General features: G+C 62.0%; 23 protein-coding genes. 7 read left to right on the plus strand and 16 right to left on the minus strand.

Annotated elements, in window-relative coordinates:
- The first annotated feature begins 138 nt into the window (after positions 1-138).
- Both ACZ5J0_RS19225 and ACZ5J0_RS19230 read left to right on the plus strand, forming a co-directional pair.
- Positions 139-1,341, plus strand: coding sequence for a GGDEF domain-containing protein (locus ACZ5J0_RS19225; protein ID WP_250820852.1), 1,203 nt, complete (start codon positions 139-141; stop codon positions 1,339-1,341).
- A gap of 118 nt (positions 1,342-1,459) precedes the next feature.
- Complete coding sequence (locus ACZ5J0_RS19230) at positions 1,460-2,239, plus strand: isocitrate lyase/PEP mutase family protein (RefSeq protein ID WP_166841917.1); 780 nt, start codon at positions 1,460-1,462, stop codon at positions 2,237-2,239.
- A 37-nt stretch (positions 2,240-2,276) separates the two neighbouring features.
- Here the strand turns inward: ACZ5J0_RS19230 and ACZ5J0_RS19235 are convergent, their stop codons facing one another.
- Positions 2,277-3,200, minus strand: a complete 924-nt coding sequence (locus ACZ5J0_RS19235) for a LysR family transcriptional regulator (protein WP_142937417.1) — start codon at positions 3,198-3,200, stop codon at positions 2,277-2,279.
- 180 nt (positions 3,201-3,380) lie between these two features.
- On the opposite strand from ACZ5J0_RS19235, the gene ACZ5J0_RS19240 reads away from it, so the two are divergent.
- Positions 3,381-3,722 (plus strand): CBU_0592 family membrane protein, encoded by a 342-nt coding sequence (locus tag ACZ5J0_RS19240; protein WP_223941252.1) that lies wholly within the window; start codon positions 3,381-3,383, stop codon positions 3,720-3,722.
- Positions 3,723-3,758: 36 nt separating this feature from the next.
- Here the strand turns inward: ACZ5J0_RS19240 and ACZ5J0_RS19245 are convergent, their stop codons facing one another.
- Positions 3,759-3,959: a hypothetical protein gene (locus ACZ5J0_RS19245; protein WP_250820910.1), complete on the minus strand. Its 201-nt coding sequence runs from the start codon at positions 3,957-3,959 to the stop codon at positions 3,759-3,761.
- A gap of 135 nt (positions 3,960-4,094) precedes the next feature.
- Here ACZ5J0_RS19245 and ACZ5J0_RS19250 point away from each other — a divergent pair, with 135 nt between their 5' ends.
- A complete protein-coding gene (locus ACZ5J0_RS19250) occupies positions 4,095-4,601 on the plus strand; it encodes a universal stress protein (RefSeq protein WP_142937415.1) in 507 nt (168 codons plus the stop codon).
- A 255-nt stretch (positions 4,602-4,856) separates the two neighbouring features.
- Here ACZ5J0_RS19250 and ACZ5J0_RS19255 read toward each other — a convergent pair whose 3' ends face one another.
- Together ACZ5J0_RS19255 and ACZ5J0_RS19260 are read right to left on the minus strand one after the other, a co-directional pair.
- On the minus strand, positions 4,857-6,170 hold the full coding sequence (locus tag ACZ5J0_RS19255; RefSeq protein ID WP_464093825.1) for an LssY C-terminal domain-containing protein: 1,314 nt from the start codon (positions 6,168-6,170) through the stop codon (positions 4,857-4,859).
- A gap of 56 nt (positions 6,171-6,226) precedes the next feature.
- Complete coding sequence (locus tag ACZ5J0_RS19260) at positions 6,227-7,216, minus strand: NAD-dependent epimerase/dehydratase family protein (protein ID WP_464094753.1); 990 nt, start codon at positions 7,214-7,216, stop codon at positions 6,227-6,229.
- A gap of 232 nt (positions 7,217-7,448) precedes the next feature.
- Between ACZ5J0_RS19260 and treS the strand changes: the two genes are divergently transcribed.
- Positions 7,449-9,743, plus strand: coding sequence for a maltose alpha-D-glucosyltransferase (treS, locus tag ACZ5J0_RS19265; protein WP_464093826.1), 2,295 nt, complete (start codon positions 7,449-7,451; stop codon positions 9,741-9,743).
- 49 nt (positions 9,744-9,792) lie between these two features.
- Here treS and ACZ5J0_RS19270 read toward each other — a convergent pair whose 3' ends face one another.
- The 7 genes from ACZ5J0_RS19270 to ACZ5J0_RS19300 all read right to left on the minus strand — a co-directional run bounded on the left by ACZ5J0_RS19270 (position 9,793) and on the right by ACZ5J0_RS19300 (position 14,922).
- Positions 9,793-10,524, minus strand: a complete 732-nt coding sequence (locus ACZ5J0_RS19270; protein WP_166841920.1) for a hypothetical protein — start codon at positions 10,522-10,524, stop codon at positions 9,793-9,795.
- Positions 10,521-11,048, minus strand: a complete 528-nt coding sequence (locus tag ACZ5J0_RS19275; RefSeq protein WP_223941256.1) for an RNA polymerase sigma factor — start codon at positions 11,046-11,048, stop codon at positions 10,521-10,523. Before ACZ5J0_RS19275 ends, ACZ5J0_RS19270 begins: the two co-directional genes overlap by 4 nt.
- Before the next feature lie 120 nt (positions 11,049-11,168).
- On the minus strand, positions 11,169-12,113 hold the full coding sequence (ppk2, locus tag ACZ5J0_RS19280) for a polyphosphate kinase 2 (protein ID WP_464093827.1): 945 nt from the start codon (positions 12,111-12,113) through the stop codon (positions 11,169-11,171).
- Positions 12,114-12,226: 113 nt separating this feature from the next.
- Positions 12,227-12,904 (minus strand): hypothetical protein, encoded by a 678-nt coding sequence (locus ACZ5J0_RS19285; RefSeq protein ID WP_166841923.1) that lies wholly within the window; start codon positions 12,902-12,904, stop codon positions 12,227-12,229.
- Complete coding sequence (locus ACZ5J0_RS19290; protein WP_464093828.1) at positions 12,901-13,353, minus strand: hypothetical protein; 453 nt, start codon at positions 13,351-13,353, stop codon at positions 12,901-12,903. Before ACZ5J0_RS19290 ends, ACZ5J0_RS19285 begins: the two co-directional genes overlap by 4 nt.
- 53 nt (positions 13,354-13,406) lie before the next feature.
- The gene (locus ACZ5J0_RS19295; RefSeq protein ID WP_464093829.1) at positions 13,407-13,961 is read right to left on the minus strand and encodes a GNAT family N-acetyltransferase; all 555 of its coding nucleotides are present in this window, start codon (positions 13,959-13,961) and stop codon (positions 13,407-13,409) included.
- Positions 13,962-14,010: 49 nt separating this feature from the next.
- Positions 14,011-14,922 (minus strand): MurR/RpiR family transcriptional regulator, encoded by a 912-nt coding sequence (locus tag ACZ5J0_RS19300; RefSeq protein WP_464093830.1) that lies wholly within the window; start codon positions 14,920-14,922, stop codon positions 14,011-14,013.
- Between the two features lie 175 nt (positions 14,923-15,097).
- Between ACZ5J0_RS19300 and ACZ5J0_RS19305 the strand changes: the two genes are divergently transcribed.
- Positions 15,098-16,396, plus strand: coding sequence for an exo-beta-N-acetylmuramidase NamZ family protein (locus ACZ5J0_RS19305; protein ID WP_464093831.1), 1,299 nt, complete (start codon positions 15,098-15,100; stop codon positions 16,394-16,396).
- A 74-nt stretch (positions 16,397-16,470) separates the two neighbouring features.
- Positions 16,471-18,492 (plus strand): glycoside hydrolase family 3 protein, encoded by a 2,022-nt coding sequence (locus ACZ5J0_RS19310; protein WP_464093832.1) that lies wholly within the window; start codon positions 16,471-16,473, stop codon positions 18,490-18,492.
- A 6-nt stretch (positions 18,493-18,498) separates the two neighbouring features.
- Here the strand turns inward: ACZ5J0_RS19310 and ACZ5J0_RS19315 are convergent, their stop codons facing one another.
- The 5 genes from ACZ5J0_RS19315 to ACZ5J0_RS19335 form a co-directional block, all read right to left on the minus strand.
- A complete protein-coding gene (locus ACZ5J0_RS19315; protein ID WP_142937404.1) occupies positions 18,499-19,509 on the minus strand; it encodes a YdcF family protein in 1,011 nt (336 codons plus the stop codon).
- 23 nt (positions 19,510-19,532) lie between these two features.
- Positions 19,533-20,549 (minus strand): LacI family DNA-binding transcriptional regulator, encoded by a 1,017-nt coding sequence (locus tag ACZ5J0_RS19320; protein ID WP_464093833.1) that lies wholly within the window; start codon positions 20,547-20,549, stop codon positions 19,533-19,535.
- Positions 20,550-20,569: 20 nt separating this feature from the next.
- Complete coding sequence (locus tag ACZ5J0_RS19325) at positions 20,570-21,478, minus strand: carbohydrate ABC transporter permease (RefSeq protein WP_464093834.1); 909 nt, start codon at positions 21,476-21,478, stop codon at positions 20,570-20,572.
- A gap of 2 nt (positions 21,479-21,480) precedes the next feature.
- Positions 21,481-22,446 (minus strand): carbohydrate ABC transporter permease, encoded by a 966-nt coding sequence (locus tag ACZ5J0_RS19330; protein ID WP_464094754.1) that lies wholly within the window; start codon positions 22,444-22,446, stop codon positions 21,481-21,483.
- A gap of 139 nt (positions 22,447-22,585) precedes the next feature.
- A complete protein-coding gene (locus ACZ5J0_RS19335; RefSeq protein ID WP_250820864.1) occupies positions 22,586-23,911 on the minus strand; it encodes an ABC transporter substrate-binding protein in 1,326 nt (441 codons plus the stop codon).
- Positions 23,912-23,932 lie beyond the last annotated feature (21 nt).

The raw sequence follows: 23,932 nt of genomic DNA on the forward strand, positions 1-23,932 counted from the left end.
GAAAACGTGCTTGACTGTGGTTTTGCGGCCAATCGGCCGCCACAACGTACTGGGGGATCAGATGTTTTGCGAGGTCAAAGAGCCATGAGGTCAACAAACAGGATGTTCGCGGTGGTTTGCCGGTAGCAGGACCGAGCCATGATTGCAGCCTCTTTGCATGAAGGAGCGATAGTCCTGGACCCGTTCTCCGTAAGGATGGTCCTGGGGATAGTCACGTTGACCCTGATAGTGCTGTCCGCCGCCTCCTCACGGCGAATCCGGTCCACCTCCACCACATGGTGGCGGGTTGCCCTCCTTCTCTTCTTCGCCGGAAATTTCGCTTTCCTGCTGAACGGAACCTCCTTTCTGGCCTGGGCCAATCCGCCGGGCAAAGCGCTGATCGTGGCCGGTGCGTTCAGCATTTGGGCCGGCGCTCGAGCTCTTCGCGAGCGAAAAGTCAGCGCGTGGCAGATATCGCCGGCACCGCTGATCACCTTCCTTGCATCAGCGATGGACGGTGTCGAATCCAGCCTGTGGTCCGGAGGCTTGATGTATCTGGGAATGACGGCAGCAGGCCTTGGCATGGCCGCAGGAGAGTTGTGGTTGGCGAAGTCCGCCCAGTCCCGGATGACGAAGTTTCTGGCCCTCATCGCCGGACTTACGTCCCTGTACTACTTGGGCCGGGGCGTCACGTTTGTACTGGAAGGGCCGGACGGGAGTTCCTTCCGGACACTTTTCGGCTATGCACCGGCGGCGCTGATGCACCTGATTCTGCTGGTCTCGCTGTCTTTCACCATCAACTCGCTCGGCAACAGCCACCTGATCAAGAGGCTCCGGGAACGTGCCGAACGGGACCATCTGACCGGGCTGCTTAACAGGGGCGCCTTCCTGGGCCTGGCCGAAAAGGAACTGGCAGGCCCGGCTGCCCACCAGAACGCTGCACTGATCCTGGCGGACCTGGACTATTTCAAGGCCGTCAATGATGAACACGGACATGCCGCAGGAGATGCTGCTTTGCGTGCCTTTGCCGAGGCCTGCACCGCGTCAGTAAGGTCAACGGATCTTGTGGGGCGATACGGCGGGGAGGAGTTCATTCTTCTCTTGCCGGGCGCGACGCAACAACGGGCAGAGGCCATCGCCTCGGAAATCAGCCAGCGCCTGTCCGCCATGGCAGATCCAGCTGGTTTGCCCTACCCCACGGTCAGCTATGGGGTGACATCCACAGGCGCCAAAGCCGCAGACCTGAATTTCATGATCAGTGTGGCAGACGCGGCGTTATACAGCGCCAAAGCCCAGGGCCGCGACCAGGTGGTGGGTGCGGAATCGGTGGAGCCGCTACCCACGATTCAGCAAAGGCCGTAGTACACGGACATACGAGGACATGGCGTCAGGCCTTACCCGGAACCTGTGTGACGTTATGCCTAGGCTGTGGGTGGTAGTTCCACCCGTGAATGACGGACAACGATGACGGAGAACAACAATGACTGAAGCAAATACCGCTGCACGTGCACTACAGCTCAAGGCCCTGCATGAGGCACCGGAAATCCTGAGCGTGGTCAATGTGTGGGATGCCATCAGTGCCCGCACTGTGGCAGACCTGCCTGAAACCAAGGCAATCGCAACCGCCGGGCATTCCATTGCTGCGGCCTTTGGTTACGCCGATGGAACCATGCCGTTGGACGTCGCGCTGGAAGGGGTCAAGCGAATTGTCGACGCCGTGGATCACCCGGTCACTGCTGACCTGGACGATGGCTACGAGAACCCTGCCGAGACCATTCGCAGGGCTATCGCGATCGGCGTGGTTGGCGCGAATGTAGAAGACCGTTTGCGGCCCTTCGACGAGGCCGTGGCCCGTGTTCAGGCGATCATTTCGGCCGCCGAGGACGAAGGCATTGCGTTCCAGCTGAACGCCCGCACTGATGCAATTGCCCGTGGCGGCGACCGGCCCATTAAGGACAGCATCGAGGACGCCATCGTCAGGGGACGGGCGTTCCTCGACGCCGGCGCATCGCTGGTTTTCGTGCCCGGAGCCATGACCCGTGAGGTCATCGAGCCGCTGGTTGAGGGCCTCGGGCACGGGAAGCTCTCCGTCATCGGTGCACCTGGCGCCCTTCCGGCAACTGAGCTCCAGGCGCTTGGTGTGGCCCGCGTGTCCTATGGTCCGTTCACCCAGCGGGTGGCCCTGCGTGCCCTCCGGGATCTTGCCTCTGATCTGTACGGCTCGGGCGTGGTCCCTACTGACACCCCGGCGCTGAACTAGTTGATCCTGCCGGTCCCGTCAGCGAAGGCGGGACCGGTCAGCTGCCCGATCGGGTATCGAACGCAGCCGCCGATTCCCGGAGCAGGCGGGCCACTGTGTCCACCGGCAGGCTCGCTGCCTTTCGCCGGTCGAAACGGCGCAGTGCGATGTGCCGGGTCCCTAAACCTGGAACATCCAGGATGTCCACGTGATCGTGGACCACGCCCGTCAGAGCCAGGGTAGGCACAATGGCCACACCCTCACCGGCCGCTACAAGTGCCAGCGCGGTGAGTGTGTCGTGGTACTGGTGAACAGTGTCAATCCGGCTGCCCGTTGAGTGGCGGAGGCGTCCGAGCACTGCTGTGTTTGCTGCCGACGGTTCCACTCCCAGCCACGGCAAGGGCAGGCGACTGAGGTCTATGTTGTCCGTGCCAAGCAGGCTTCCTGCCGGCACCACGAGCTTCCAGGGCTCGTCCAGCAGGGGATCTTCGACCATCCCGGCGGCCATCGGACGCTGCTCTGCCGCCGTCGAATCCTGTTCAATCACTACGGCGTCGAGCTGCCGTTGACGTAGCAGCCGCATCAGCGCGGGGAAACTGTCTTCAACAATCTGGATCTGTAGCTGGGGGTACTGGTTGCGCCATTCCGGAAGTCGCGGGATCACCACTGTGCGCATGAAGCTGGTGAAGCCGCCCACGCGCACCACTCCCGCAATGTTGACTTCGCTTTGCATGCGGGCGCGGGCAACGTTGAGGGCCCGTTCTATCTCTTCCCCGGCCTCCGCCATGGCCAGTCCCGCGGGGGTGAGCACTGAACCTTTGGGGGTCCGCAGGAGTAAGGCCTGACCCGCCTCGTGTTCGAGTTTGCTGAGCTGCTGCGACACTGCGGACGGTGTGATCCGCAGTTCATCGGCGGCAGCAAGAACGCCTCCGGTGCGGGCAACTGCGAGAAGTACGAGCAGCCTGCGGGGGTCCATTTCCATGTTAAGCACTCCTAAACATGGGATTCAGAATAATGCAATTGAACTAAAGGGGTAAGTCCCTCAATATTGACTCACAAGCACGATTCAGTCACGCAGCATCGACCCCCGAATCAAGCCCCCATCCCGGACCTTACGCCGCCTGCCGGCTCTCTCCGGATGCCCAAATCTGAAAGGACTCCCATGGAACTGCTGTTCGAAATTGCCGGTTGGGCCGGCGCTGTGGCAATGCTCGGCGGCTACATGGCGGTCTCCATGGGATGGCTGCAGGCGGGCAGCACTTTCCAAACCGTAAATCTCTTTGGTTCCTGCGCCTTCATCATCAACGGCACACTTCACGGAGCATGGCCCTCAGTGGTGACCAACGTGGCGTGGTTCCTGATTTCAGCTATTGCACTGCTGCGCATGAAGGCCCAGCACCGGGCCTCGGTCACCTCCGACGCTCAGGAAAGTCACCCACTTGCCCCGGACACTGCCGCTCAGGTCATTGTCACGGCTGCTCGCCCGGCAGCCAGCTGCGCCTAGCGGGTTCACCAGGAGTAGCGGGTTGACCAGGGCCAGTTAGTCCACAAACTCCGACTGTGTCTCGATGAAGTCCCAATCCGCACTGGTCAGGACACCACTGACCTTGTCCGGATGGGGCCCTCCGGCTTCTGCAATGTGCTGCAGCACCTGGAGCGGAAGTTCATCGGCCCGCAGGTTTTCGCGCAGCCACTCTTTACTGTCCAGGTGCAGATCGAGCCACCACATGAAGATTTCCATCACGGACCGCCTTTCTTCGGATTAACCGTAGGCCGGGGCGGATGTCTCTACAAGGGCTCAGGGCTGACGTCTTTATCGCAGCCGGATCCGCCAAACACGCTGTTCAAGCACACGCCGCGGAGCAACAATAGGGGTATGGCTGCGGAAGGTTTCAGCGGACGGATTCCCTTGGTTGTGGGCGTACTGCCGGACCAGCATGTGGAAGTACTACAAACTGCCAGGACCTTGGCCGAGCAACTGGGCGTGCCGCTGGTTTGCGCTTATGTGGACGAGGCCAGCTACCTCGTGGAGTGGGATCCTTCGCGTGAGACTCACCGGATGTCCCTTCACCCCGAAAAGGATGACGAGGACGTGGCGGTTATCCGGGATGATCTGGGTAAGGCCATCGCGGAAGCCATGGACGGTGGCACGGCAGATTGGACGTTGCGCTTGCTTGCCGGCGATCCTGCCCGGGCGCTGGGACGCCTGGCCTCTGACATAGATGCCTCAATGATCATTGTTGGCTCTCCCGAGCCTGGCTTGGGACACCGTATTTCCGAGGCTTTGAATGGCTCGGTGGCTGCTTGGCTGAGCCATCACCAGCGGCGTCCGGTGCTGATTGTGCCCCAAAAGAGGAGGCACGAAGCTGCTCATAAAAACTAAAGCGAAAGTACTTATTCGAGGTGGTGGCAAAGGCGTCGCGCGGCACGTAGAGTAATTACTGCAGGACGGCGAAAGCCCCTGCTCAAAGACCGCTCCGGAGTGCGTATCCCCCAATAACGCACTCCGGAGCTCTTTTGTTTAAGCGGCGCCATCTTTAGGCGGCGCCGCGTACCGCCACCACCCACTTTGAATCCGAAACCCCCGCGACACGCCCGTAGCGACGGCGAGTCGCCGGCGAGAAGCCACCAAAAAGGGTCAGGAAGGCACGCGACGGGTGACCACCGACGCCGGGACGGCCGGGACGCGCTGCCGCTTGGCATATACCCGGGCCCGTTGGCTGGACAACGCCAGGAGCACCAGGATGTCAGTGGCCACACCGAAAAGTCCGGCTTCGAGGGTGATGTTGGTGCTTCCGGTGAAGTAGTCAACGGCTTGGACCACCACGGAGACAGAACTGAGGCCCATCGCGATCACCCTTGCCCCGTTGCTGCCCAGGAAAATCCGCCAGGCAAGGAAAACTTCCCCCAGCCCGAAGATCAGCACTACCACGGCAACAAAGGTGACAACCGTCGTCGTGGTTTGCGGGTCAAGGGGGTCGCCGTCGGTGGTGATGTCCGAGAACACATCGGAAGAGGTCACCAGTGTCAGCGCCAGGATAAAGGCCGCGATGGACCTGGCCACCACCAACGCGGCGCCCACCATGGTGGGCGCCGGCCGTCTGTCGCGGCTGTCTGTAGAGCGGGATGGTTGGTGGGCCGGGACCTGCACGCGTCGCGCGTCCACGATGGGGAGGTCGCCGTCGGTGGAAATTGAATCCCCGCCTCCGTTCCTGGAGTGGTAGCCGGTGGAGAAGTCCTCAATCACCTGCACCGTGACGCGTGGATCAGCGGCGGTAACGCTGGTAATGATGTGGTCCCGCTCAACGTCGGTGTTCTGCTCGATCTTGTGCGTAATTTGCAGGGTGAAGAGTGAGAACCCGACGCTGCGGTCGTAGGTGCCGGCGGCCAGCCAGTCCACTTTGTGCCCGCCGGGCAGCAGCCAGCCTTCGGGGCATCGCCAGAAACGGACGTGGTGGCGTTTGCCTGGGTTGTTGTCCACTTCCTGCTGATAGGCGAAGTCCTGCTGCCGGTCGAAGAGGTAGAGCGGGCTGACCGGGGCTTCGGAGTAACTCCGGCGGAAGATGGTGGAGCTGATGATGCGGCGGCTGCTTTTGAGCGTCACTTCGTCCGCTTGAGTCCAGCCGGCCGCGCGCATGACGGCATGGAGTTGCGGCTCGTCGCCCAGCAACGCGACGTTTACGGGATCTCCCAGTAATCCGTCGCTGGTCCGGGCGCGGCCGATGAAGTAGCCGGGAACGTAGATGGTGGTGAGGATGCGGTGCAGGCGAGGGAGGAGGAGATACGCGAGGAACGCCCAAAAGAAGAAGTAGAACCACACCTGGCCCCACCCCAAATGGAAGCTCTCCCCCACCAGCAGGAACGCCAACCACACCGCAGCGGCGCCACCAAGGATGAAGAAGGCGTGGTCCAGCCGGGAATCGGTCACATCCTTGGCCGCTGCCTTGTACATATAGCTCCCCCTTGTGGCCCCTTAAGCTTCGGGCTTCGAATGCAGCTTGTACAGGCTTACGTGAGCAACTTCGGCACGTGGAGTTGTCCGTTGCTGATGAGCCATTGCAGGGACTCGCGAATGGCCTGCTCGGGCTCGTATCCGGGCGCGTACCCGATGAGGGAGGCGGCTTTGTGGATACTCATGCAGTGGTTGCGGGAAAGGTGGGCCCAGCTGGAATCGGCAAATTCGGGAGTGGTGATTCGTCGGAATTCTTCCCAGCTCACGGTCTCCATGTGCGGATCCTGCCCGAACCAGGACGCGGCGATGCGCACGTAGCCACGAACCGTCAGGGCTGTGGGAGCAACAATGGTGAAGTCTTCCCCGGCTGCAGCGTCGCGGTTGAGGATGGCTTTCTCAAAGGCCTGCGCCACGTCGTCGGCGTGCACGTGATGCATCAGCTCGGTACCGCTTCCGGGGACCTTGAGTGTCTGCCCGGAAGCAATCACGGGCCACACGCCTGGATCCAGGTTGCCCAGTGGCCCGATCGGGAACCAGCCGGGTCCCACGATGTGGCCGGGGTGGATGGATGTTGTGGCCAGACCCCCTGAGGCGGTCTCCTCTTTGAGCATTCGGGCGATGTCGCGTTTCCGGATTCCGTAATCGTCAGTTGGTTCTGCGGCCGAGGGTTCGCCAGCCGAATCCGATCCTTCGGTGATGGGCAATTTCAAGCTGACACCGTGGCGCCAGATCGACCCGCAGTGCAGCAGATGCGCTGTCTCGCCGCGCAGCCGGTTCACCAGCGCAGTGGCTGACTCCAGCGTGAAGCAAATGAGGTCAACCACGACGTCGACACCCAGTCCCGCTATCCGGTCACCAAAGACGCCCTCAAGTTCCTCGTGCTCGCGGTCCGCTGTAACCTGGCGGACCTGCTGCCATTCGGGGACGTCGGCATAGGGTGGTCGGCTTCCGCGGCTGATGTTGATGACCTCGTACCCGGCACGCACAAGCCTGGGCACCAGGAAGGACCCGATATGGCCGCTGCCGCCGATCACGACGATTTTCATGGGTGCTCCGATCTCCACGAGTCACGCTACTGGCTTGCGGGGGTAACCGATAGGCCCGCGCGCCCAAGGTCAACTCGGCACATAATAACGAGACTTACTTGTTCCTTGGTTAGACAAACGGCAGGCTCCCGCGACTAGCATGAATAGTCCGGGCAAGCCCGGGTACGTGACCTCTTGAACGACCCCCTCGGAAGGTCGGCGTTGACGCGGCGACCACGTAAAGGAGACAACTGTGCGGGAGCCTGCAGTCAGCGAGAGCGTGTCAGAAATCAGCGAAACTCCGGAAGAAAATGCGGAGGAGACGCCACAGGAAACGCCCGATGAAACCGCAAGCGAACCGGCGGAAATCACGTTTGACGAGCAGTTCTACCCTGCCCGTCCCAAAGCGCTGCGCCCCATTGCCCGGCGTCGGCAGTTCTTTGCCGCCCGGCCCTCCTTGGAATTCGACGGCTTGAACTCCACGTACGTGGATTGGCTCCGGAACCAGTCCATGCTGGGTGACGCCAACACCATGGCCCGGCAGTTGTCCGGGCAGGCCAGCATGTGGCAGAACTCGTATGCCAGGCCCAACCCACGCGCAGCTGTTGAGCGTGCACCTGTGTGGTTCACTGCCTATCCCCTGTCTTTCATAACCAAGGACGGCCAGTCCTTCCTTTCTGCGCTGGGTGACCCAGCGCTTTGGGACGCGTTCAGCCAGATCGGCATCAGGGGCCTGCACACGGGACCGGTGAAGCTGGCCGGCGGCATCCGCGGATGGTCGCAAACACCCAGCGTGGACGGCCACTTCGACCGGATCAGCATGGCGATCGATCCCGCCTTCGGCACGGAGGAAGAGTTCCGGCAGATGTGCGAGGTAGCCAACCAGCACGGCGGCACCGTCATTGACGACATCGTCCCGGGGCACACCGGCAAGGGAGCGGACTTCCGTCTCGCCGAAATGAACTTCCGGGATTACCCCGGCATCTATCACATGGTGGACATCCCGGAGGAGGACTGGCACTTGCTGCCGGACGTCCCCGAGGGCGAAGATTCGGTGAACATCAGCCCCGCGACTGAGGAAGCGCTGCAAAAGGCCGGCTACATCATCGGGCGACTGCAGCGGGTTATCTTCTACGAGCCCGGCGTCAAGGAAACCAACTGGAGCGCCACCAAGCCCATCATCGACACCACGGGCAAGAAACGCCGCTGGGTTTATCTCCACTACTTCAAGGCCGGTCAGCCTTCCATTAACTGGCTGGACCCCACCTTCGCCGGCATGCGCCTGGTGGTTGGCGACGCCCTGCACTCCTTGCTGGACCTCGGGACCGGAGCGCTCCGGCTGGATGCCAACGGTTTCCTGGGTGTGGAGAAGAGCGCCGAGGAAGAACCGGGCTGGTCCGAGGGTCACCCGTTGTCCGAGGCAGCCAACCAGTTGATTGGTTCCATGATCCGCAAGGTGGGCGGGTTCTCCTTCCAAGAGCTCAACCTCACTATCGATGACATCAAGTCGCAGTCCGAGTCCGGCCCGGACCTGTCTTACGACTTCATCACCAGGCCCGCCTACCACTACGCCCTGGTCATCGGAGATACCGAGTTCCTGCGCCTCACCTTGCGGCTGTCCATGGAGATCGGCGTGGACCAGGCATCGCTGGTTCACGCCCTGCAGAACCACGATGAACTGACCTATGAGTTGCTCCACTTCGCTGCCGGGCACAGGGATGAAGTCTTTGAACTTGCCGGCGAGGAGCTCACCGGTGCCGAGGTGGCCGAGAAGGTCCAGACCACCATGCGTGAACGGCTCACGGGTGAGAACGGGCCCTACAACGCGGTCTTCACCACCAACGGCATCGCCTGCACCACCGTCAGCTTCATCATGGCCGCCCTCGGGATCAAGGACCCGGATGCCATCACCAAGGAGCAGGAAGCGCAGGTCCTGGATGCCCACGTGCTCTTGTCCATGTACAACGCGTTGCAGCCGGGTGTGTTCGCGCTCTCCGGTTGGGACCTCACGGGAATCACAGCGCTGGACCGCGAAACCGTCAAGGAACTCACCTCGCAGGGTGACACCCGGTGGATCAACCGTGGCGCGCACGACCTCATGGGGACCAGCCCGGACGCCAAGACCTCCCTGGCCGGGATGGCGCGTGCCCGGAGCCTGTACGGTTCCCTCCCTGAGCAGCTGAAGGACCCGAACTCCTATGCGCGGCGCCTCCAGCAGATCCTTACGGTGCGGGAAGAGTCGGGGATCGCCACCAGCACGCTCCTTGATGTGCCCGACGTTTCCAACCGCGGCTTGCTGGTGTTGGTCAATCAGCTCGCGGACGGGGCATTGCAGGTGACGGTGCTGAACTTCTCTGACCAGGACATCGCCGGCAGCATCCAGTCCCCGCACCTTGTTCCGGGAGCTACAGTCCATGATTTGTTCTCCGGTGAAGAAGAAGTGGCCCAGGTGGATGATCTGTGCAGCTTCTTCCTCGAGTTGCCCGCCTTCCAGGGCACGGCACTGCTGCTGACGGACCCGGTAGTAGAGGATGAGGCTACCGAATAGAACGCACGACGTCGGCACTTACGGTGAGTGCCGACGTCGCGGTTTGGTGCTATCCGCCTACGTTGGGAACCTTTCCGGGGTAAGCACGTACCTCTTCCATATAGACGAGCGGGCGGCCGTCGGCGCACTCTCCCACGTCCTTGGAATTCACCTCCAGCCCCCCAAAGGAGATGACGTCGCCCGTGCTGAAGACTGTTCCGTCGGGCAACACCAACCCGGTGTCCGTGACCTTCGTGCCAGCCGGAAAGAGGAAGCCGTTGCCGATGCAACCTTTATTGTCCGCCTCAAGTTTCAGTATCCGGAGAACATCGGGGCGCATGTAAATACCCTCGGAAATCACACCGTCAATTTCGGTCGTGGAAACGGCCAACTTACCTGAGCCCCCCGTGACGATGTCGGCTTCCACCGTAGGGGTCGGGGAGCCCGTAATTTCGGGGAGCGGCAGCGCACTGGAGGAGCCTGTTTCCGGCGCGGGATCCAGCTGGGTAGCGGCTGGCGCCGTTTGTTCCGTGGGCGGGGCCGTCATTGCGGACGTCACCACTACCCCGGCAACAATGGCTGCAGCCGCCGCCAATCCGAATCCTGCTGCCAACCGTACCCGGCGTCCGGGATGCTGTTGATGGAAATCTGCAACCGACCCACCCACGGTGATGTGCTCGGCGTCAGTGTCCATGGCAGCCAGGCTCTTCTCACGGCTCCGGGCCAACTCTTCTTCGGTAACCGCGGAAGCTGGATCAGCTGCGGTCAGGCGATCCACGGTGGATTTTTCCTTGCTACTCATCGCTGCACATCCTCTGTGGCTTGATCCTCCCGAATCAGATTGCTGAGTTGCTTCCGTGCTCTGTGCAGCCGCATTCTGACGGCCGTGGCGGAAATGTCGAGCAGACCTGACACCTCGGCGGAGGTGAACCCGTCCCAGTACGTCAGGAGGAGAACCTCGCGTTCCTCCGGCTTGAGCCGATCCAGTGCGTCGGCCACCATTCCGTCGTCGGAGCCCAGCCCGCGCGTTCTCTGACGTTCCAGTTGTTGTGTGAGATTGATGGAGCGAACGGCCGAACGGTGATGGTTGCGGAGGACATTCCGGGCGATCCCGAACACCACTAACTCAGACAATTCCTGGCCCTGACGGCATTTTTCCCACACGATGCGGAAGACGTCGGCGGTAAGGTCTTCGGCTGCGGGCGTCCCCTCCGTTCGACGCCGGAAGTACCGGTACACCTTGTCGTGGCACGCCGCATGCGTCGCCAGAAAATGCTTCTGCCCGGCAGACTCCACGCGATCCCCCTGCTCCGTTTGCACCCTCATATCCAGTTAATGTCCGGCAGTCAGGAAAATGTAACCCAACTTTCAGGAACGACACGGAAAGCCCGCCGTCGGCACTCGCGGTGAGTGCCGACGTCGTGCTTGAGGGTTGAACGCTGCGGGTTAGTCGCCCACGGCGTCGCGACCGCGGCGAAGGATGAGCGGATCGGCGTCGTAAACAACCGAGGTGTCCTTGTCCGCATAGTCGAACTGATTGAGGAAGTAACGCATGGCGTTAATGCGGGCGCGTTTCTTGTCGTTGGATTTGATGGTGATCCACGGCGCGTGATCGGAGTCCGTGTATAGGAATGTACGCTCCTTGGCGTCCGTGTACTCGTCCCAGCGATCCAGCGATGCCAGGTCCATGGGCGAGAGCTTCCAACGGCGGACGGGGTCGATCTGGCGGATGGCGAAGCGGGTTCGCTGCTCCTGACGGGTCACGGAGAACCAGAACTTGGTGACGTGGATGCCGGCGTCCACCAGCATCTTTTCGAACACCGGGGCCTGGCCCATGAAGGTGTCGTATTCGTCGTCGGTGCAGAAGCCCATGACGCGTTCCACGTTGGCGCGGTTGTACCAGGAGCGGTCGAACATGACGATCTCGCCTGCGGTGGGAAGGTGTTGGATGTAGCGCTGGAAGTACCACTGGCCTTGCTCGCGGTCGGAGGGCTTGGCGAGCGCCACGGTGCGGGCGGACCGTGGATCCAAGTGCTCGGTGAAGCGTTTGATGGTGCCGCCTTTACCGGCAGCGTCGCGTCCCTCGAAAACAATCACGTGCTTGAGCCCGAGGTCCTGACCCCAGTATTGGAACTTCAACAGCTCGATCTGCAGCCGATACTTCTCAATCTCGTACTCATCGCGGGTCATCCGCCGCTCATAGGGATAATCCTCGTTCCACGTCTCCACCGCCGATCCGCCGGGATCGATCAGGTCCGGGTCCTCCCCTTGCCCTCCGCTGATGGTGTAGCCCAATTCCACGAAATGGTCGATGGTTTCACGCAGGTTGTCCCTGATCCACCAATCGTCCAGTGATGTCCCTGTTGGGCTCGATGGGCTTGCCTCCGTCATGCAGTGCTCCTGGTCTGTGAGTGTGCGCGGCCTGCGGGTGTCCGCCGTCTACGGGTAGTGCGCGGCAGCCTAACAAGGCTTGGTGACGGGAACATGAACAGGCTATGCAGCGGTCAGCCGTGGTTGCGGCGGGCCTCCACCTGCGTGAAGAGCAGCCAGCTTAGCCAGACGCCCAGAAGGATCGCCGCGCCGGGCAGCAAGTCCAATGGTGCGATTTCGCGCCCGGCGGGGAGAATACCGAACCCGAGCCCTACAGCGCCCGCCACAACCACCAAGCTGATGGCATCCGAAGCCACGTCAAGTGACCGGCGCCGTATCAGTTTGACCGCCAGCCCTCCGGCCATGATCACCACGATTGCCACACCCATTCCCAACGGGTAGGCGCTGAAGCCCGGCACGAAGTCCTGGGATGCGGCCCACACCATGAAGGTCAGCAGACCTGCGAAAAGTGCAAGTGAAGTGATGAGCGAGGCAGCGGTGGTCATCACCGTCATCCGCCGGTCCTTGTCATGGCGTTTCCGGGGAATGTAGTCCCAAGCGCCACGGGTCAGCTTGGAACTAATCCACCCCGCGATCACCACCAGGACCAGCGGGACCAGGATGGGCGTGACGTAGTTGTTGCTGACCGCCCAAAAGAAGGCCAGAAGTGCCGTGTAGACCTGCGGGGTGGCAACAATTCCCAGCCACCAGCCCGTCAGGTACTCATTACGGGCTTCGGGGAGGTCCAGGGGATGGACAAGGTACTGGGTTTTCGGGTCCGGTAGTTGGACCTTTTCTTCGATGGGATTCATGACGCCCTCCACGGGACCTGCTCGATGTATGGCGGGCGAAGACCCGCTCTGGCGATTTCGTAGACCTTCTGGCGCGCCACACCGAGCTCACCGGCTACGGTTACCGCGCTGTATTCGTCCAGGAGTTCGGCGACTGCTGCCGATCTGACTCCGGACGCCCTGGAGTTCAAATGCGCTGCGAAAATGCTGACTTCGGCTGCGAGGAGAGCGACGGCGAGAGGCCCGCCGAACGGCTCTGCCCAGCCCGGTTTGCCCTCGGCTGCAGCCGAATAGAGGGCATCCCCGCCATCAGCGATGACCGCGCTGACTTGTTCCGGGGTAATGCCGCGTTCTGTGAATCGTTTGGCCGCCGCCTCCCTGGAGCCATCACCAGGGGGTCGGTGAGTAAGGATTTTGTGCCATGGTGAATCCCGCGCAACGGGCGTGTCACCCCGGGGTTGACCGCTCATGCATCCCATGGTGCGCCGCACCAGGCCGAAGTGTCAACCCTAGGGTGACAAAACTAATCTGTCGGGGCTGCCCGGAGGGCGGCTGTCCGGACGTCAATCCAGTAGCGACGGAAAGCGGTCTCGTCATCGTCCATCCGCACATCCTCGAGCAGCCCACCGCAACGCTCGATCGTCTTGGCTGAGGCCGCGTTGTTGTCATCGCACGTTAGGAGAACGCGATCCAACTCCCCCCGCGCAGCCACAAGGCTGCACATCTCACGCAGAGCCCAGGAAGCCGCTCCCCGTCCACGATCGGACGGCCGGACTCCGTAGCCAATGTGCCCACCGGAGTTCAGGAGGGCCGGGGTCAGGTGATGACGGAATGCGATGGCACCCACATACCGCGAGCCCTCCGTGATCCAGCGATAGGTGCATGGAACCATGCCGTCCTTCTCCGGGGTGTTTTCAGCGTCCAGCAGCCTGGCAACCCATTCCTCGAATCCTTCGGGGGTGGTGACGTCGTCAGCCATGAAGACGGCGGCACCGTCCTGATGGGCCCCGGCCCACTCTTGGTGGGACTCGAGGAACGAGTGGTAAAAGGACGTATCAGGGGCAACCAGGGTGAACATGGACCGACCCTATCGCGGGCGCCCTTTCCCTGGTTGTCATATCGGGCCGCTAGGCCGACGGGTTCGCTCGCGGCAGCTTCCTGCCCCGCACAGCTGCGTGCGTCTTCTGGAGTGCAGCAATTGATGCGTCATAGGAGTGCTGGGCGACCCCCACGAAGAGGCAGTCAACGATCATCATCTGCGCAATCCGGCTACCCATGGCCCCCGGGCGGAAAGGAGTCTCGCGGGCAGCCGTGCTCAGCACAACGTCGGCCGCCCTGCCCAGTGGCGAATCAGCATGGTTGGTGATGGCGATGGTGACGGCTCCCGCCGCCTTGCCTGCCTTCAAGAAATCGATGGTGTCCAGCGTGGCTCCCGAGTGGGAGATGGCGACAGCAACGCCGTCGGCATCCAGGAGGGCTGCGGAAGCCAGGGCGGCATGCGGATCCCCCCAGCTGAAGGAGGTGAGTCCTATCCGGTGCAATTTCTGCTGCATGTCCTGGCCCACCAAACCGCCTGCCCCCACGCCGAAGATGTCGATCTTCCGGGAAGTGGACACTGCACTCACCGCCCTGGCCAGCTGGTCCACGTCCAACACTTGCGCGGTATCGGCGATGGACATTGTTTCGTTGAACGCAATTTTGGAGACGATGTCCTGCAAAGAGTCTGCGGTGTTGATGTCCTCGTAGACCTCCGCCGGCACGCCATGGGCCACACTCTCGCGAGCAGTTTCGCGGGCAAGGTCCAAGCGAAGATCGGAGTAGCCGCCGTAGCCCACCTTTTTGTAGAAACGCACCACTGACGTGGTGGACGTCCCGCATTCCTCGGCCAGATCCCCGATGGACATGGTGGCAGCCCGCGATGGGTCCGAGAGAACCAGCTCGGCCACGGCCCGTTCCGAGGGGCGCAACCCCGGCATGACAGACCGTATTCGCACCAAAACGGTGCGGGACAACTGCGCGTTCCCCGGCGCTTCCACCATGGTTTCCTTTCGAGTCCTTTGAGCCCAATCCAAGGCCACCAGTGCCTTGTCATTAAGTTACACAAGCATCGCTAGGAAGGTAAGTCATTGACGCAGTGCGGGCAAGCGAATACGGTCGGTGTAAGTAAAATCACAAAACTTGTCATGCTACTCGCTCCCCTCGAAAGGCTCTTTCATGGCACTGGATCGTAGAAAACTGCTTCATGCATCGGGGCTGGCGGCAGCTGCCGCCGTCGTCGCGCCTTTTGCTCCTGGTGCGGCCGCCAACAACCCCAACGCACAGAACCGGCCGGGAAAACCGGGAGTACTTATTAACGGTGCCGATGTATCCGCCGCCGATAACTGGAGCATCTTCGCGGGGCGCAAGGTAGGCATCATCACCAATCCCACCGGCGTCTTGGCAAACTTCCGCTCGATCGTGGATGACATGGCGGCCAAAGGCGTGGACGTCAGGGCAGTTTTCGGGCCCGAGCATGGCTTCCGGGGGACCGCGCAGGACGGCGCCAGCGAAGGAACATCCGTGGACCCGCGGACCGGCATCACGGTCTACGACTCCTACGGCGCCAACGTTGCCGCTTATGTGGGCTTCTTCAAAGCCTCCGGCGTGGACACCATATGCTTCGACATTCAAGACGTCGGCGCCCGCTTTTACACCTACATCTGGACCATGTGGGGTGCCATGCAGGCGGCGTCCCAAACCGGAGCCACGTTTGTTGTCCTGGACCGCCCCAACCCCATCGGCGGCCAGGCCCGCGGACCGGTGCTGCAGAAGGGCTTCGAGTCCGGCGTTGGCCAGCTGGGCATTGCGCTCCAGCATGGGATGACCGTGGGCGAGCTCGCCAAATACTTCAACGCGGTTCATCTTCCCGCCGCGGGCCTCACACCCATCCAAGACCTTCAGGTGGTGGAGGTCCAGGGATGGCGGCGCGACATGACCGGGCCGGACAACCGGGCAGCGTGGATCCTGCCAAGCCCCAACATGCCAACACCCGAAACCGCCACCCTGTACCCCGGCACTGCACTGTTCGAGGCCACCAACATGTCAGAGGGGCGCGGCACAACCAGGCCCTTCGAACTCATCGGCGCGCCCTACGTGGACTACCGCTGGGCCGAGGCACTGAACAGCAAGGGCCTTGCGGGCGTCACGTTCCGTGAGGCGTATTTCCAGCCAACACTTTCCAAAAACCAAGGCGTCATCTGTGGGGGCGTGCAGGTTCACATCACCGATCCCACCCGCGTCGAAGCCCTGGAAGTGGGCACCCATATGTTGGTCGAAGCCAAGCGCCTGTACCCCGGCTTTGGGTGGCGAGGCGACGGCGGACGCTGGATGGGCTTGCTGAGCGGCTCGGCCCGCTTTGCCCAACAGCTCGACGCCGGTGCTGACGCCAGGACCATCATGGACAGCTGGCGGTCCGAACTGGACCAGTTCGTGCGCGACACCCGCGGGTACCTCCTCTACAACGGCAAGCGCTAATGGCACCGGCAAACCTCAACCACAACAAGGACGATGGGATTGGGAAACACATGCAAAGAAAACGAACTTCACTCATGACGGCGGCCGCCACTGCGCTGTTGATGACGGGAGCGGGGGTGTTGACCGGCGTGGGCACGGCAGTCGCAGCCCCGCCCACCACCACTGGAAGTACGACGACGGCCTCCGCCTCGCCGGACATCGAGGCGATGATTTCCGGCATGACGCTGGACGAAAAGATCGGCCAGATGACCTGGACCCACGTTTACGGATCGTCGGCGGACGACACCTCCATGGCGACGAAGAACCAAGAGAGGTACGGCGTCAACACGCCGGCCGAGGTAGTGGCTAAGTACAACTTGGGCGGCGTCCTCTACTTCGCGTGGTCCGGCAACACCAACAACCCCCAGCAGGTTGCGGGTCTCTCCAATGGCTTGCAGCAAACGGCCTTGCGGGAGGACGGGACCGGCATTCCACTAGCCGTCACCATCGATCAGGAAGGTGGCCTGGTTGCCCGCATCGGACCGCCCGCTACTGTGCTGCCGGGCAACATGGCCCTCGGCGCCACCGCGGATGCGAATCTTGCCAAGGCACAAGGAGAAATCCTTGGCTCCGAAATGCGGGCCATGGGTATCAACGTTGACTTCGCACCGGTCCTGGACCTGAACTCCAACCCGGACAACCCGGTCATCGGAATCCGCTCCATGGGCGAGGACCCGGCGCTGGTCAGTGCCCTCGGTGTTGCCCAGATCGAAGGCATTCAAGCGCACAACGTAGGCGCAGCGGCCAAGCACTTCCCCGGCCATGGCGACACCTCGGTGGATTCCCACTACGGACTGCCTACCGTCACTTACGATCGCGCAACACTCAATGAGCACCTGAAGCCCTTCAAGGCCGCAATTGACGGTGGCGTGGACATGGTCATGACGGCCCACATCATTGTTGAGGCCATCGACGCGGAAATGCCTGGCACCCTGTCCCACAAGGTACTCACCGGTTTGCTTCGCGATGAGATGGGCTTCAAGGGTTTGGTGACAACAGATGCCCTGGATATGGCCGCAATGGCCGCCGAGTGGCCCCAGGAAGAAATCGCCGTCAAGGCCATCCAGGCCGGTTCTGACATCCTCCTCAACTCCCCGGACGTGGACGCGTCGTTCGCTGGGGTTCGCGCCGCCGTCGAGTCCGGTGAAATCACCGAGACCCGCCTGGATGAGTCCGTCCGACGGATCCTTGAATGGAAGGTCAAGCGTGGGGTCTTTGAGCAGCCCCTGGCTGACCCCGCCGCTGTGGACACCGTAGTGGGAAGCGCAGAGAACCTGGCCACGGCCAAGCTGATCTCCGACCACGCCGTCACCTTGGTGCGTAATGAGAACGGGGTTTTGCCGCTCGCTTCGGGCAGCTCAGTGCTCATGGTGGGTGCCGGTTCAGCGTGGCCGGAGCTCGCGGGTCCAATGCTGAAGGATCAGGGATTCACGGTCACTGAAGACTACGAGGATGGGGCCTCGCCCTCCGCGGCTTACCGTGCACGTGCGGTGGCTGCCGCCGGCAACGTCGATGCCGTGGTCTTCGCTTCCTACAACGCCACCGGCAATGCTGCACAGAAACAGATGGTTGCAGAACTCGCGGCCACCGGCACACCGGTGATCGTTGTGGCAACCCGCAATCCCTATGACATCAACGTCTTCCCTGGCGCCGACGCCGTGCTTAACAGTTATGGAGTCAAGGAGGTCAACTTCCACGGTGCTGTCCGCGCCATCTCTGGTGCGGTCAACCCCAGCGGCAAGCTGCCGGTCAACGTTCCCAAGGCCGACGCCAGCGGTGTCCTCTTGCCGTTAGGCTTCGGGCTGAGTTACGAAATGACGACGCCGGCCCCTGTCACCTTCACGGACCGCCCGGGTCACGGGCAGGACGGCTACACCATCCCCTCTGTCCCGGGTGTGGCGTACCTGATTGACGGCAAGGAAGTGGCAGCCGGAAGTTACAGGAAGCCTTCCGGCACTGTGACCGTCACAGCGGAACGGCGGCCCGGGTACGTCTTTACCGAAGGTTCTGTCACCCAGTGGGCTCACACCTTCACCACTGGGCTCCCCAAGCCCTAGGAAGAGTTACACCACAGTCGAGTTCATCAGTGCGACCGTGATGAGCAGGGCAATCCCGAACATCGGCAGGCAAAGAATGATGTTGGTCCGGCGGTTGTCCCTCATCACGGCCACGAACTCCCGAAGGAAGGCGCTGGGCACAAAGTATCTGGCCGTGGGAGCACCCACAACCTCGGCGTTGATCTTCTGGCGCCGGGACAGGAGCGCGGCGCGGAGCACGTGGTAATTGTTGGTGCATACCAGCACCGGCCCCTGAATGCCCTTATCTGCCAGCAGGGCAACGGAGTACCGCAGGTTTTCGCGGGTGGTGGTGGCCTGGTTCTCCTCCAACACATCCGCGGCCACCGCACCCTTTGCCACCAAGTACTCCTTCATGGCGGCGGACTCGGGCCGGGGTTCGTCCGGGCCTTGGCCTCCGGAAGGCACCAAGACCGGCCTGGCCGGGGTGCCGCCGTCGTAAATTTCCAAAGCCTTGTTCAAGCGGGCGGCGAGCAACGGCGGGACCTTGCCATTGATCAAGCCGGAACCGAGGACAATCACGGCCGCCGGATTGGGGCTGAAACGCATCCGCGAATACACCAACGCGTACCCCAGGAACACCACGAAGGCGCAGCCCAGGTAGGCGCAGAGGAAGAAGGCGAGGGCGGCGACGCCGGCCAATACCGGCTGCCCGCTCAGTACGAAAAGAAACGCAACCACCGGCGCGAGGAAGACCGCAAGCCCCACCGCGATGGGCAGGAAGCTGGTGATCCCCGGGCCTTCCCTACGGACCATCGTGGCACCATTCGCGATCAGGAAGCCCGCGAACACAAAGATGCTCACCACCGGGACCACCAGGACCACCAGGTTCAGCCACTCGAACCACGGGTTCAGGTCAATGAGGAACTCCAGCACAGCCTGAAGGAGGAACCACGCCGCCACCAGCAGGAACACGCCGTTGCGAAGCCGCCGCCGATCCGACTGGAAAGAGGCGAGGAAGAGCCCCGAGAAGAGGAGCCCAAGGACCAGGTTCAGCATGATCCAAGCCTATGCGGTACCAGTCAGGCCGATTCGCGAATGACCAGCTCGGTGGGGATGGTGACAGCAGCCGGACGCTTACCGCTGATGACGTCCAGCAGCAGCCGCACCATTTCCTCGCTGATCCGATCAAACGGCTGCCTGACCGTGGTGAGCGGCGGCGTCGCCTCCTGCGAGAGCTTAATGTCATCAAAGCCGACGACGGCGACGTCACCTGGAGTTGTCAGGCCCGCCTCCCGCAAAGCGTCCAAGGCACCAAGCGCCATGAGGTCGTTCGCAGCGAAAACAGCATCGATGTTCTTGGTGCGGCCGAGAAGTTCGCGCATCGCTTTGACGCCGCTGTCGCGGCTGTAGTCACCCTGGGCGATGAGCTCCTCATCGATATCCGCACCTTGATCGTCCCGGTACGCTTCGAGTCGCCGCGTTCCGCCGGAGGTGTCCGCAGGGCCGGCGATGGTGGCAATCCGCTGCCGACCGCCGTCGCGCAAGTACCGCAAAACGTCGCGGGCGCCCTCGTAATCGTCGGCAGCGACGTAACCCATCTTCTTTTCGAAGCCCAAGGGGGCGCCACAAGCGATCGCCGGGACACCCGCGGCAATGATGTCCGCGATGATGCCCTTCCGGCTTCCGTGGGAGGAAATGAGAAGGACACCATCAACATGGCCCGCGGTAAGGAAATCGGTGGCACGCCGTTGTTCATCATCGGTGCCGGCCATGATCAGGACCAGCGGAATGTCATGCACAGCCAGGGCGTCCGCTGCGCCGCGCATGAGGACAGCGAAGTTGGGGTCCTCGAACAACCTTTCCTGCGTTTCGGTGAGCAGGAACGCCACGGAGTTGGCCCGGTTGGTGGCCAGATTCCTTGCATGAGGGTTGACTCGGTAGCCCGTCTTCTTGATCGCGGCGTTGACGGCTGCCAAGGCTGACGGACTGACCCAATGGCCACCGTTAAGAACCCGGGAAACGGTACCTCGCGATACGCCGGCTTCTGCGGCCACATCGTCGATTTTGGGCCGGGGCCTGGGGGCGGATTGCGTCATGACCCAAAGCCTACCTACCGCTAGGCCTTCACGGCGCCGGCGGCCAGATCGACCCGCCAGTAGCGCTGCAGCAGGAGGAACATGATGACCAGCGGGACGATGGAGAGCAGCGCACCGGCGAGCACCAGCGTGTACAGGGCAGGCGCTGACGCGCCTTGGTTCAGCAGACCGTTAAGTCCCACAGTGATCGGGAACAATTGGTCGTCGCCGAGCATGATGTACGGCAGCATGAAGTTGTTCCAAATGGCCACGAACTGGAACAGGAAAATGGTCACCAGGCCCGGGAGCATCATGGGTGCAGCAATGCGGTTGAAGATATACATTTCCTTGGCGCCCTCGGTTCGGGCGGCCTCAATGACATCACCGGGAACGGAGGCCGCGGCGTAGATCCGCGCCAGGTAAATGCCGTACGGGCTGATGATCTGCGGCAAGAGCACCGACCAGTAGGTGTTGGTGAGGCCCGCCTGGGCCAGCATCAGATATTGCGGGATGGCCAGAATAACGCCGGGAACCAGCACCCCCATCAGCAGGACCTTGAAAACACCCGACTTGCCCGGGAAATCGAACTTCGCCAGCACGTAGCCGGAAAGAGCTGAGACCCAGGTGGACACTATCGCGCCGACGCCCGCGTATAGGGCCGTGTTGAGCATCCAGCGCCAAAACAGGCCGTCGCGGTATTCGGTGAGCTCCACAATGTTGTCCCAAAGGTGCGTGCTGGGGGCCAAGGTGAAGGTGGAGAACAGCTCAGTGCCGTCCTTGCTCGCCGCAGCCACAACCCAAATCACGGGAAACAGGCAATAGAGCGCGCCGAGGATCAGGATTCCGGTGGAGAGATAGCTGGGCTTTTCCTTGATGAAGTCCGGCTTGGTGGCCTTGCTTCGCTTGGGGTTGGCGCGGCTGTTTGTGGGTGGCGTGGCGAGGGCAGTCACGGTCAGTTCTCCTGTCCGAAGGCCCGCTTCTGCACGATGCGCAGGAACAGGAACGAAATGATGAAGGTTGCCAAGGCGATCACGATGCTGGTGGCAGCAGCAGAGAAGACGTCATTGCGGGTGAAAGCATCCCGGTACACCAGCATGAGCGGAGACCAGCTAGTGGAAAGGCTGTTAGCCAGGGGGCGCAGCGTGGTGGGTTCGGCGAAGACCTGCAGCGTGGCGATCATCGAGAACAACGCTGTCATCACCAGTGAAGGGGCGATGATGGGGATCTTGATCCTGATGGCCGTCTGGATCTCGGAGCAGCCATCCAGCTTTGCGGCCTCGTAGATTTCGCTGGGCACGGCCTTCAGCGAGGTGTACATGACGATCATGTTGAAGCCGACACCACCCCACAGGGCGATGTTGCAGATGGCGAACGTGACCAGGTTGGGATCCAGGAGCGACGGCAATTCCATGCCGAACTGCCTGGCCAGGAAGTGGAACGGACTGACGCCGGGAAGGTATAGGAAGCCCCACAACAGCGAGCTGATCACCGCAGGTACCGCGTACGGCAGGAAGATGGCCGTTCGGGAGAAACTGCCGGCCCTTGTCCGCCGCGAATCCAGCAGGAGCGCAAAGAGCAGGGCAAAGCCAAGCATCAGCGGGATGAGAATGAGCCCATAGGTGAGGACGCGCAGGACGCTGCCCAGGAACTCCGGGTCTGATAGCGCGCTGACGTAGTTGTCCAAACCGGCGAACGCCGTGCTCTGTGAACCTTTGCCCAGGCCCAGCCCGCTGACCTTCTTCTTCTGGAAGCTCAGCACCAGGGTGTAAATGATGGGCGCTGCCATGAAGACGAGGAACAGGATGATGCCCGGGGCGAGCATTGCGTAAGGGATGAGCAGCCGGGATTTGAAGTTCTGCGACTTCCTCGGGGTTCCGGCTGCAGTGTCGGCCGCCGGACCGGGCCTGGTTACGGTCATTGCCACGGGTGCACTTCCTTGTGGTGGATCGAGGTGTGGTGGTTCGAGGTGGGATCAGCGTGTGGGAGGGCGTCTGGCGTCTCGCTTGCGGACGCCCTCCCGCGCTGGAACGGTTGCTGACAACCGTTGCTTGGAGCGGTTACTTGACCGTGAAGCCGGTCTTCTTCAGGTCATCCACGGTGACCTGCTGCATGGTGCTGACTGCGTCCAGGAAGGCACTCTTCTCCTTGGACTGTGCAGCTTTAGCGAACTGGTCGTTGTAGGCGTTGTACGCCACGTTGACGTTAGGGCCGTAAGTGAACGAGCCCACGTTCTGCGCAGCCTCGCCAACAACCTTGTAGAAATCGGGCTGGTTGGAGAAGAACGCAGGAGCCTCAGTTAGTGATGATTCCGCGCCTGCGGTGTCAGCGGGGTAGATGCCCGCTTCCTTGACCAAGGCTTTGATTGCCTCCGGGTCGGTGTTCAGCCACGTGGCGAACTTGGCCGCGGCGTCGAGGTTCTTGGACTGGGAGGTGACGGCAGTAGAAGATCCACCCCAGTTGCCGGTGGACGGCTTGGAAGCATCCCACTGCGGCATAGGTGCGGCCTTCCACAAGCCCGCCGTAGCACCGGCGTTGCCCTCCAGAACACCCGGGCCCCAAGCTGCGCTGAGCCAGCCAACCTGCTTGCCGGTGTTGAGCGCGGTGTTCCACTCCGGTGTGTACATGGGCTTGTTGTCGATGACGCCCTCTTCCACGAGGCCGCCCCAGTATCCGGCCACCTTTTCCGTGGGCTCTTCGGCGATCTTCACGTTCCAGGCGTCACCATCAACACCCCACCAGGAGGCTCCGGCCTGTTGTGCCATGCCGGTAAACCATCCGGCGTCGTTGGAGGAGAACGTGCCCAAGTAGGCCTCGGGGTCAGCTGCATGAACAGTCTTTGCAGCGGCCGCGTACTCATCCCAGGTTTTGGGAACAGCGATGCCCAGCTTCTCAAAGATGTCAGCGCGGTAGTAGAAGACCATGGGGCCGGTGTCCTGCGGAACGGAGTACAGCGCATCGCCGCCCAGCGTCACATCGTTCCAAACGCCATCAGGGAAGTGGCTCTTGGTGTCGTTTGCCACGGTGCCGGATAGGTCTGCGAGCGCATCGGCTGCTACCAGGGTAGGGATTTTCTGGTACTCGGCCTGGATCAGGTCCGGGGCGCCGCTGCCGGCTTTGACGGCGGTGAGCAGCTTGGTGACAGCCGGGTCTCCGCCGTCCTGCTTGTTCACGGTGACGTGGATGGTGGGGTTTTTCTCATTCCAGAGTTCCACCACCTTGTCCAGGTTGGGGGCCCAAGCCCAGTAGGTCAGTTCCACTTTCTGGTTGGGATCGCTGGTGGCCGCGCTTTGGCTGCCTGCCGTGGAACCTCCTGAACAACCTGCGGCGAGCATTGTGGCCGCTGCGAGCATGGCTACGGCGCCTGCACGAAATGACTTGCGCATTTCGTCCTCCTTGTCGAAAAG

It is taken from the genome of Arthrobacter sp. DualSoilB13 (assembly GCF_055389195.1).

Coding starts and splice junctions, on each gene's coding strand:
- ACZ5J0_RS19225 (WP_250820852.1), top strand. CDS start 139: ATGATTGCAGCCTCTTTGCATGAAGGAGCGATAGTCCTGGACCCGTTC.
- ACZ5J0_RS19230 (WP_166841917.1), top strand. CDS start 1,460: ATGACTGAAGCAAATACCGCTGCACGTGCACTACAGCTCAAGGCCCTG.
- ACZ5J0_RS19235 (WP_142937417.1), bottom strand. CDS start 3,200: ATGGAAATGGACCCCCGCAGGCTGCTCGTACTTCTCGCAGTTGCCCGC.
- ACZ5J0_RS19240 (WP_223941252.1), top strand. CDS start 3,381: ATGGAACTGCTGTTCGAAATTGCCGGTTGGGCCGGCGCTGTGGCAATG.
- ACZ5J0_RS19245 (WP_250820910.1), bottom strand. CDS start 3,959: ATGGAAATCTTCATGTGGTGGCTCGATCTGCACCTGGACAGTAAAGAG.
- ACZ5J0_RS19250 (WP_142937415.1), top strand. CDS start 4,095: ATGGCTGCGGAAGGTTTCAGCGGACGGATTCCCTTGGTTGTGGGCGTA.
- ACZ5J0_RS19255 (WP_464093825.1), bottom strand. CDS start 6,170: ATGTACAAGGCAGCGGCCAAGGATGTGACCGATTCCCGGCTGGACCAC.
- ACZ5J0_RS19260 (WP_464094753.1), bottom strand. CDS start 7,216: ATGAAAATCGTCGTGATCGGCGGCAGCGGCCATATCGGGTCCTTCCTG.
- ACZ5J0_RS19270 (WP_166841920.1), bottom strand. CDS start 10,524: ATGAGTAGCAAGGAAAAATCCACCGTGGATCGCCTGACCGCAGCTGAT.
- ACZ5J0_RS19275 (WP_223941256.1), bottom strand. CDS start 11,048: ATGAGGGTGCAAACGGAGCAGGGGGATCGCGTGGAGTCTGCCGGGCAG.
- ppk2 (WP_464093827.1), bottom strand. CDS start 12,113: ATGACGGAGGCAAGCCCATCGAGCCCAACAGGGACATCACTGGACGAT.
- ACZ5J0_RS19285 (WP_166841923.1), bottom strand. CDS start 12,904: ATGAATCCCATCGAAGAAAAGGTCCAACTACCGGACCCGAAAACCCAG.
- ACZ5J0_RS19290 (WP_464093828.1), bottom strand. CDS start 13,353: ATGAGCGGTCAACCCCGGGGTGACACGCCCGTTGCGCGGGATTCACCA.
- ACZ5J0_RS19295 (WP_464093829.1), bottom strand. CDS start 13,961: ATGTTCACCCTGGTTGCCCCTGATACGTCCTTTTACCACTCGTTCCTC.
- ACZ5J0_RS19300 (WP_464093830.1), bottom strand. CDS start 14,922: ATGGTGGAAGCGCCGGGGAACGCGCAGTTGTCCCGCACCGTTTTGGTG.
- ACZ5J0_RS19305 (WP_464093831.1), top strand. CDS start 15,098: ATGGCACTGGATCGTAGAAAACTGCTTCATGCATCGGGGCTGGCGGCA.
- ACZ5J0_RS19310 (WP_464093832.1), top strand. CDS start 16,471: ATGACGGCGGCCGCCACTGCGCTGTTGATGACGGGAGCGGGGGTGTTG.
- ACZ5J0_RS19315 (WP_142937404.1), bottom strand. CDS start 19,509: ATGCTGAACCTGGTCCTTGGGCTCCTCTTCTCGGGGCTCTTCCTCGCC.
- ACZ5J0_RS19320 (WP_464093833.1), bottom strand. CDS start 20,549: ATGACGCAATCCGCCCCCAGGCCCCGGCCCAAAATCGACGATGTGGCC.
- ACZ5J0_RS19330 (WP_464094754.1), bottom strand. CDS start 22,446: ATGACCGTAACCAGGCCCGGTCCGGCGGCCGACACTGCAGCCGGAACC.
- ACZ5J0_RS19335 (WP_250820864.1), bottom strand. CDS start 23,911: ATGCGCAAGTCATTTCGTGCAGGCGCCGTAGCCATGCTCGCAGCGGCC.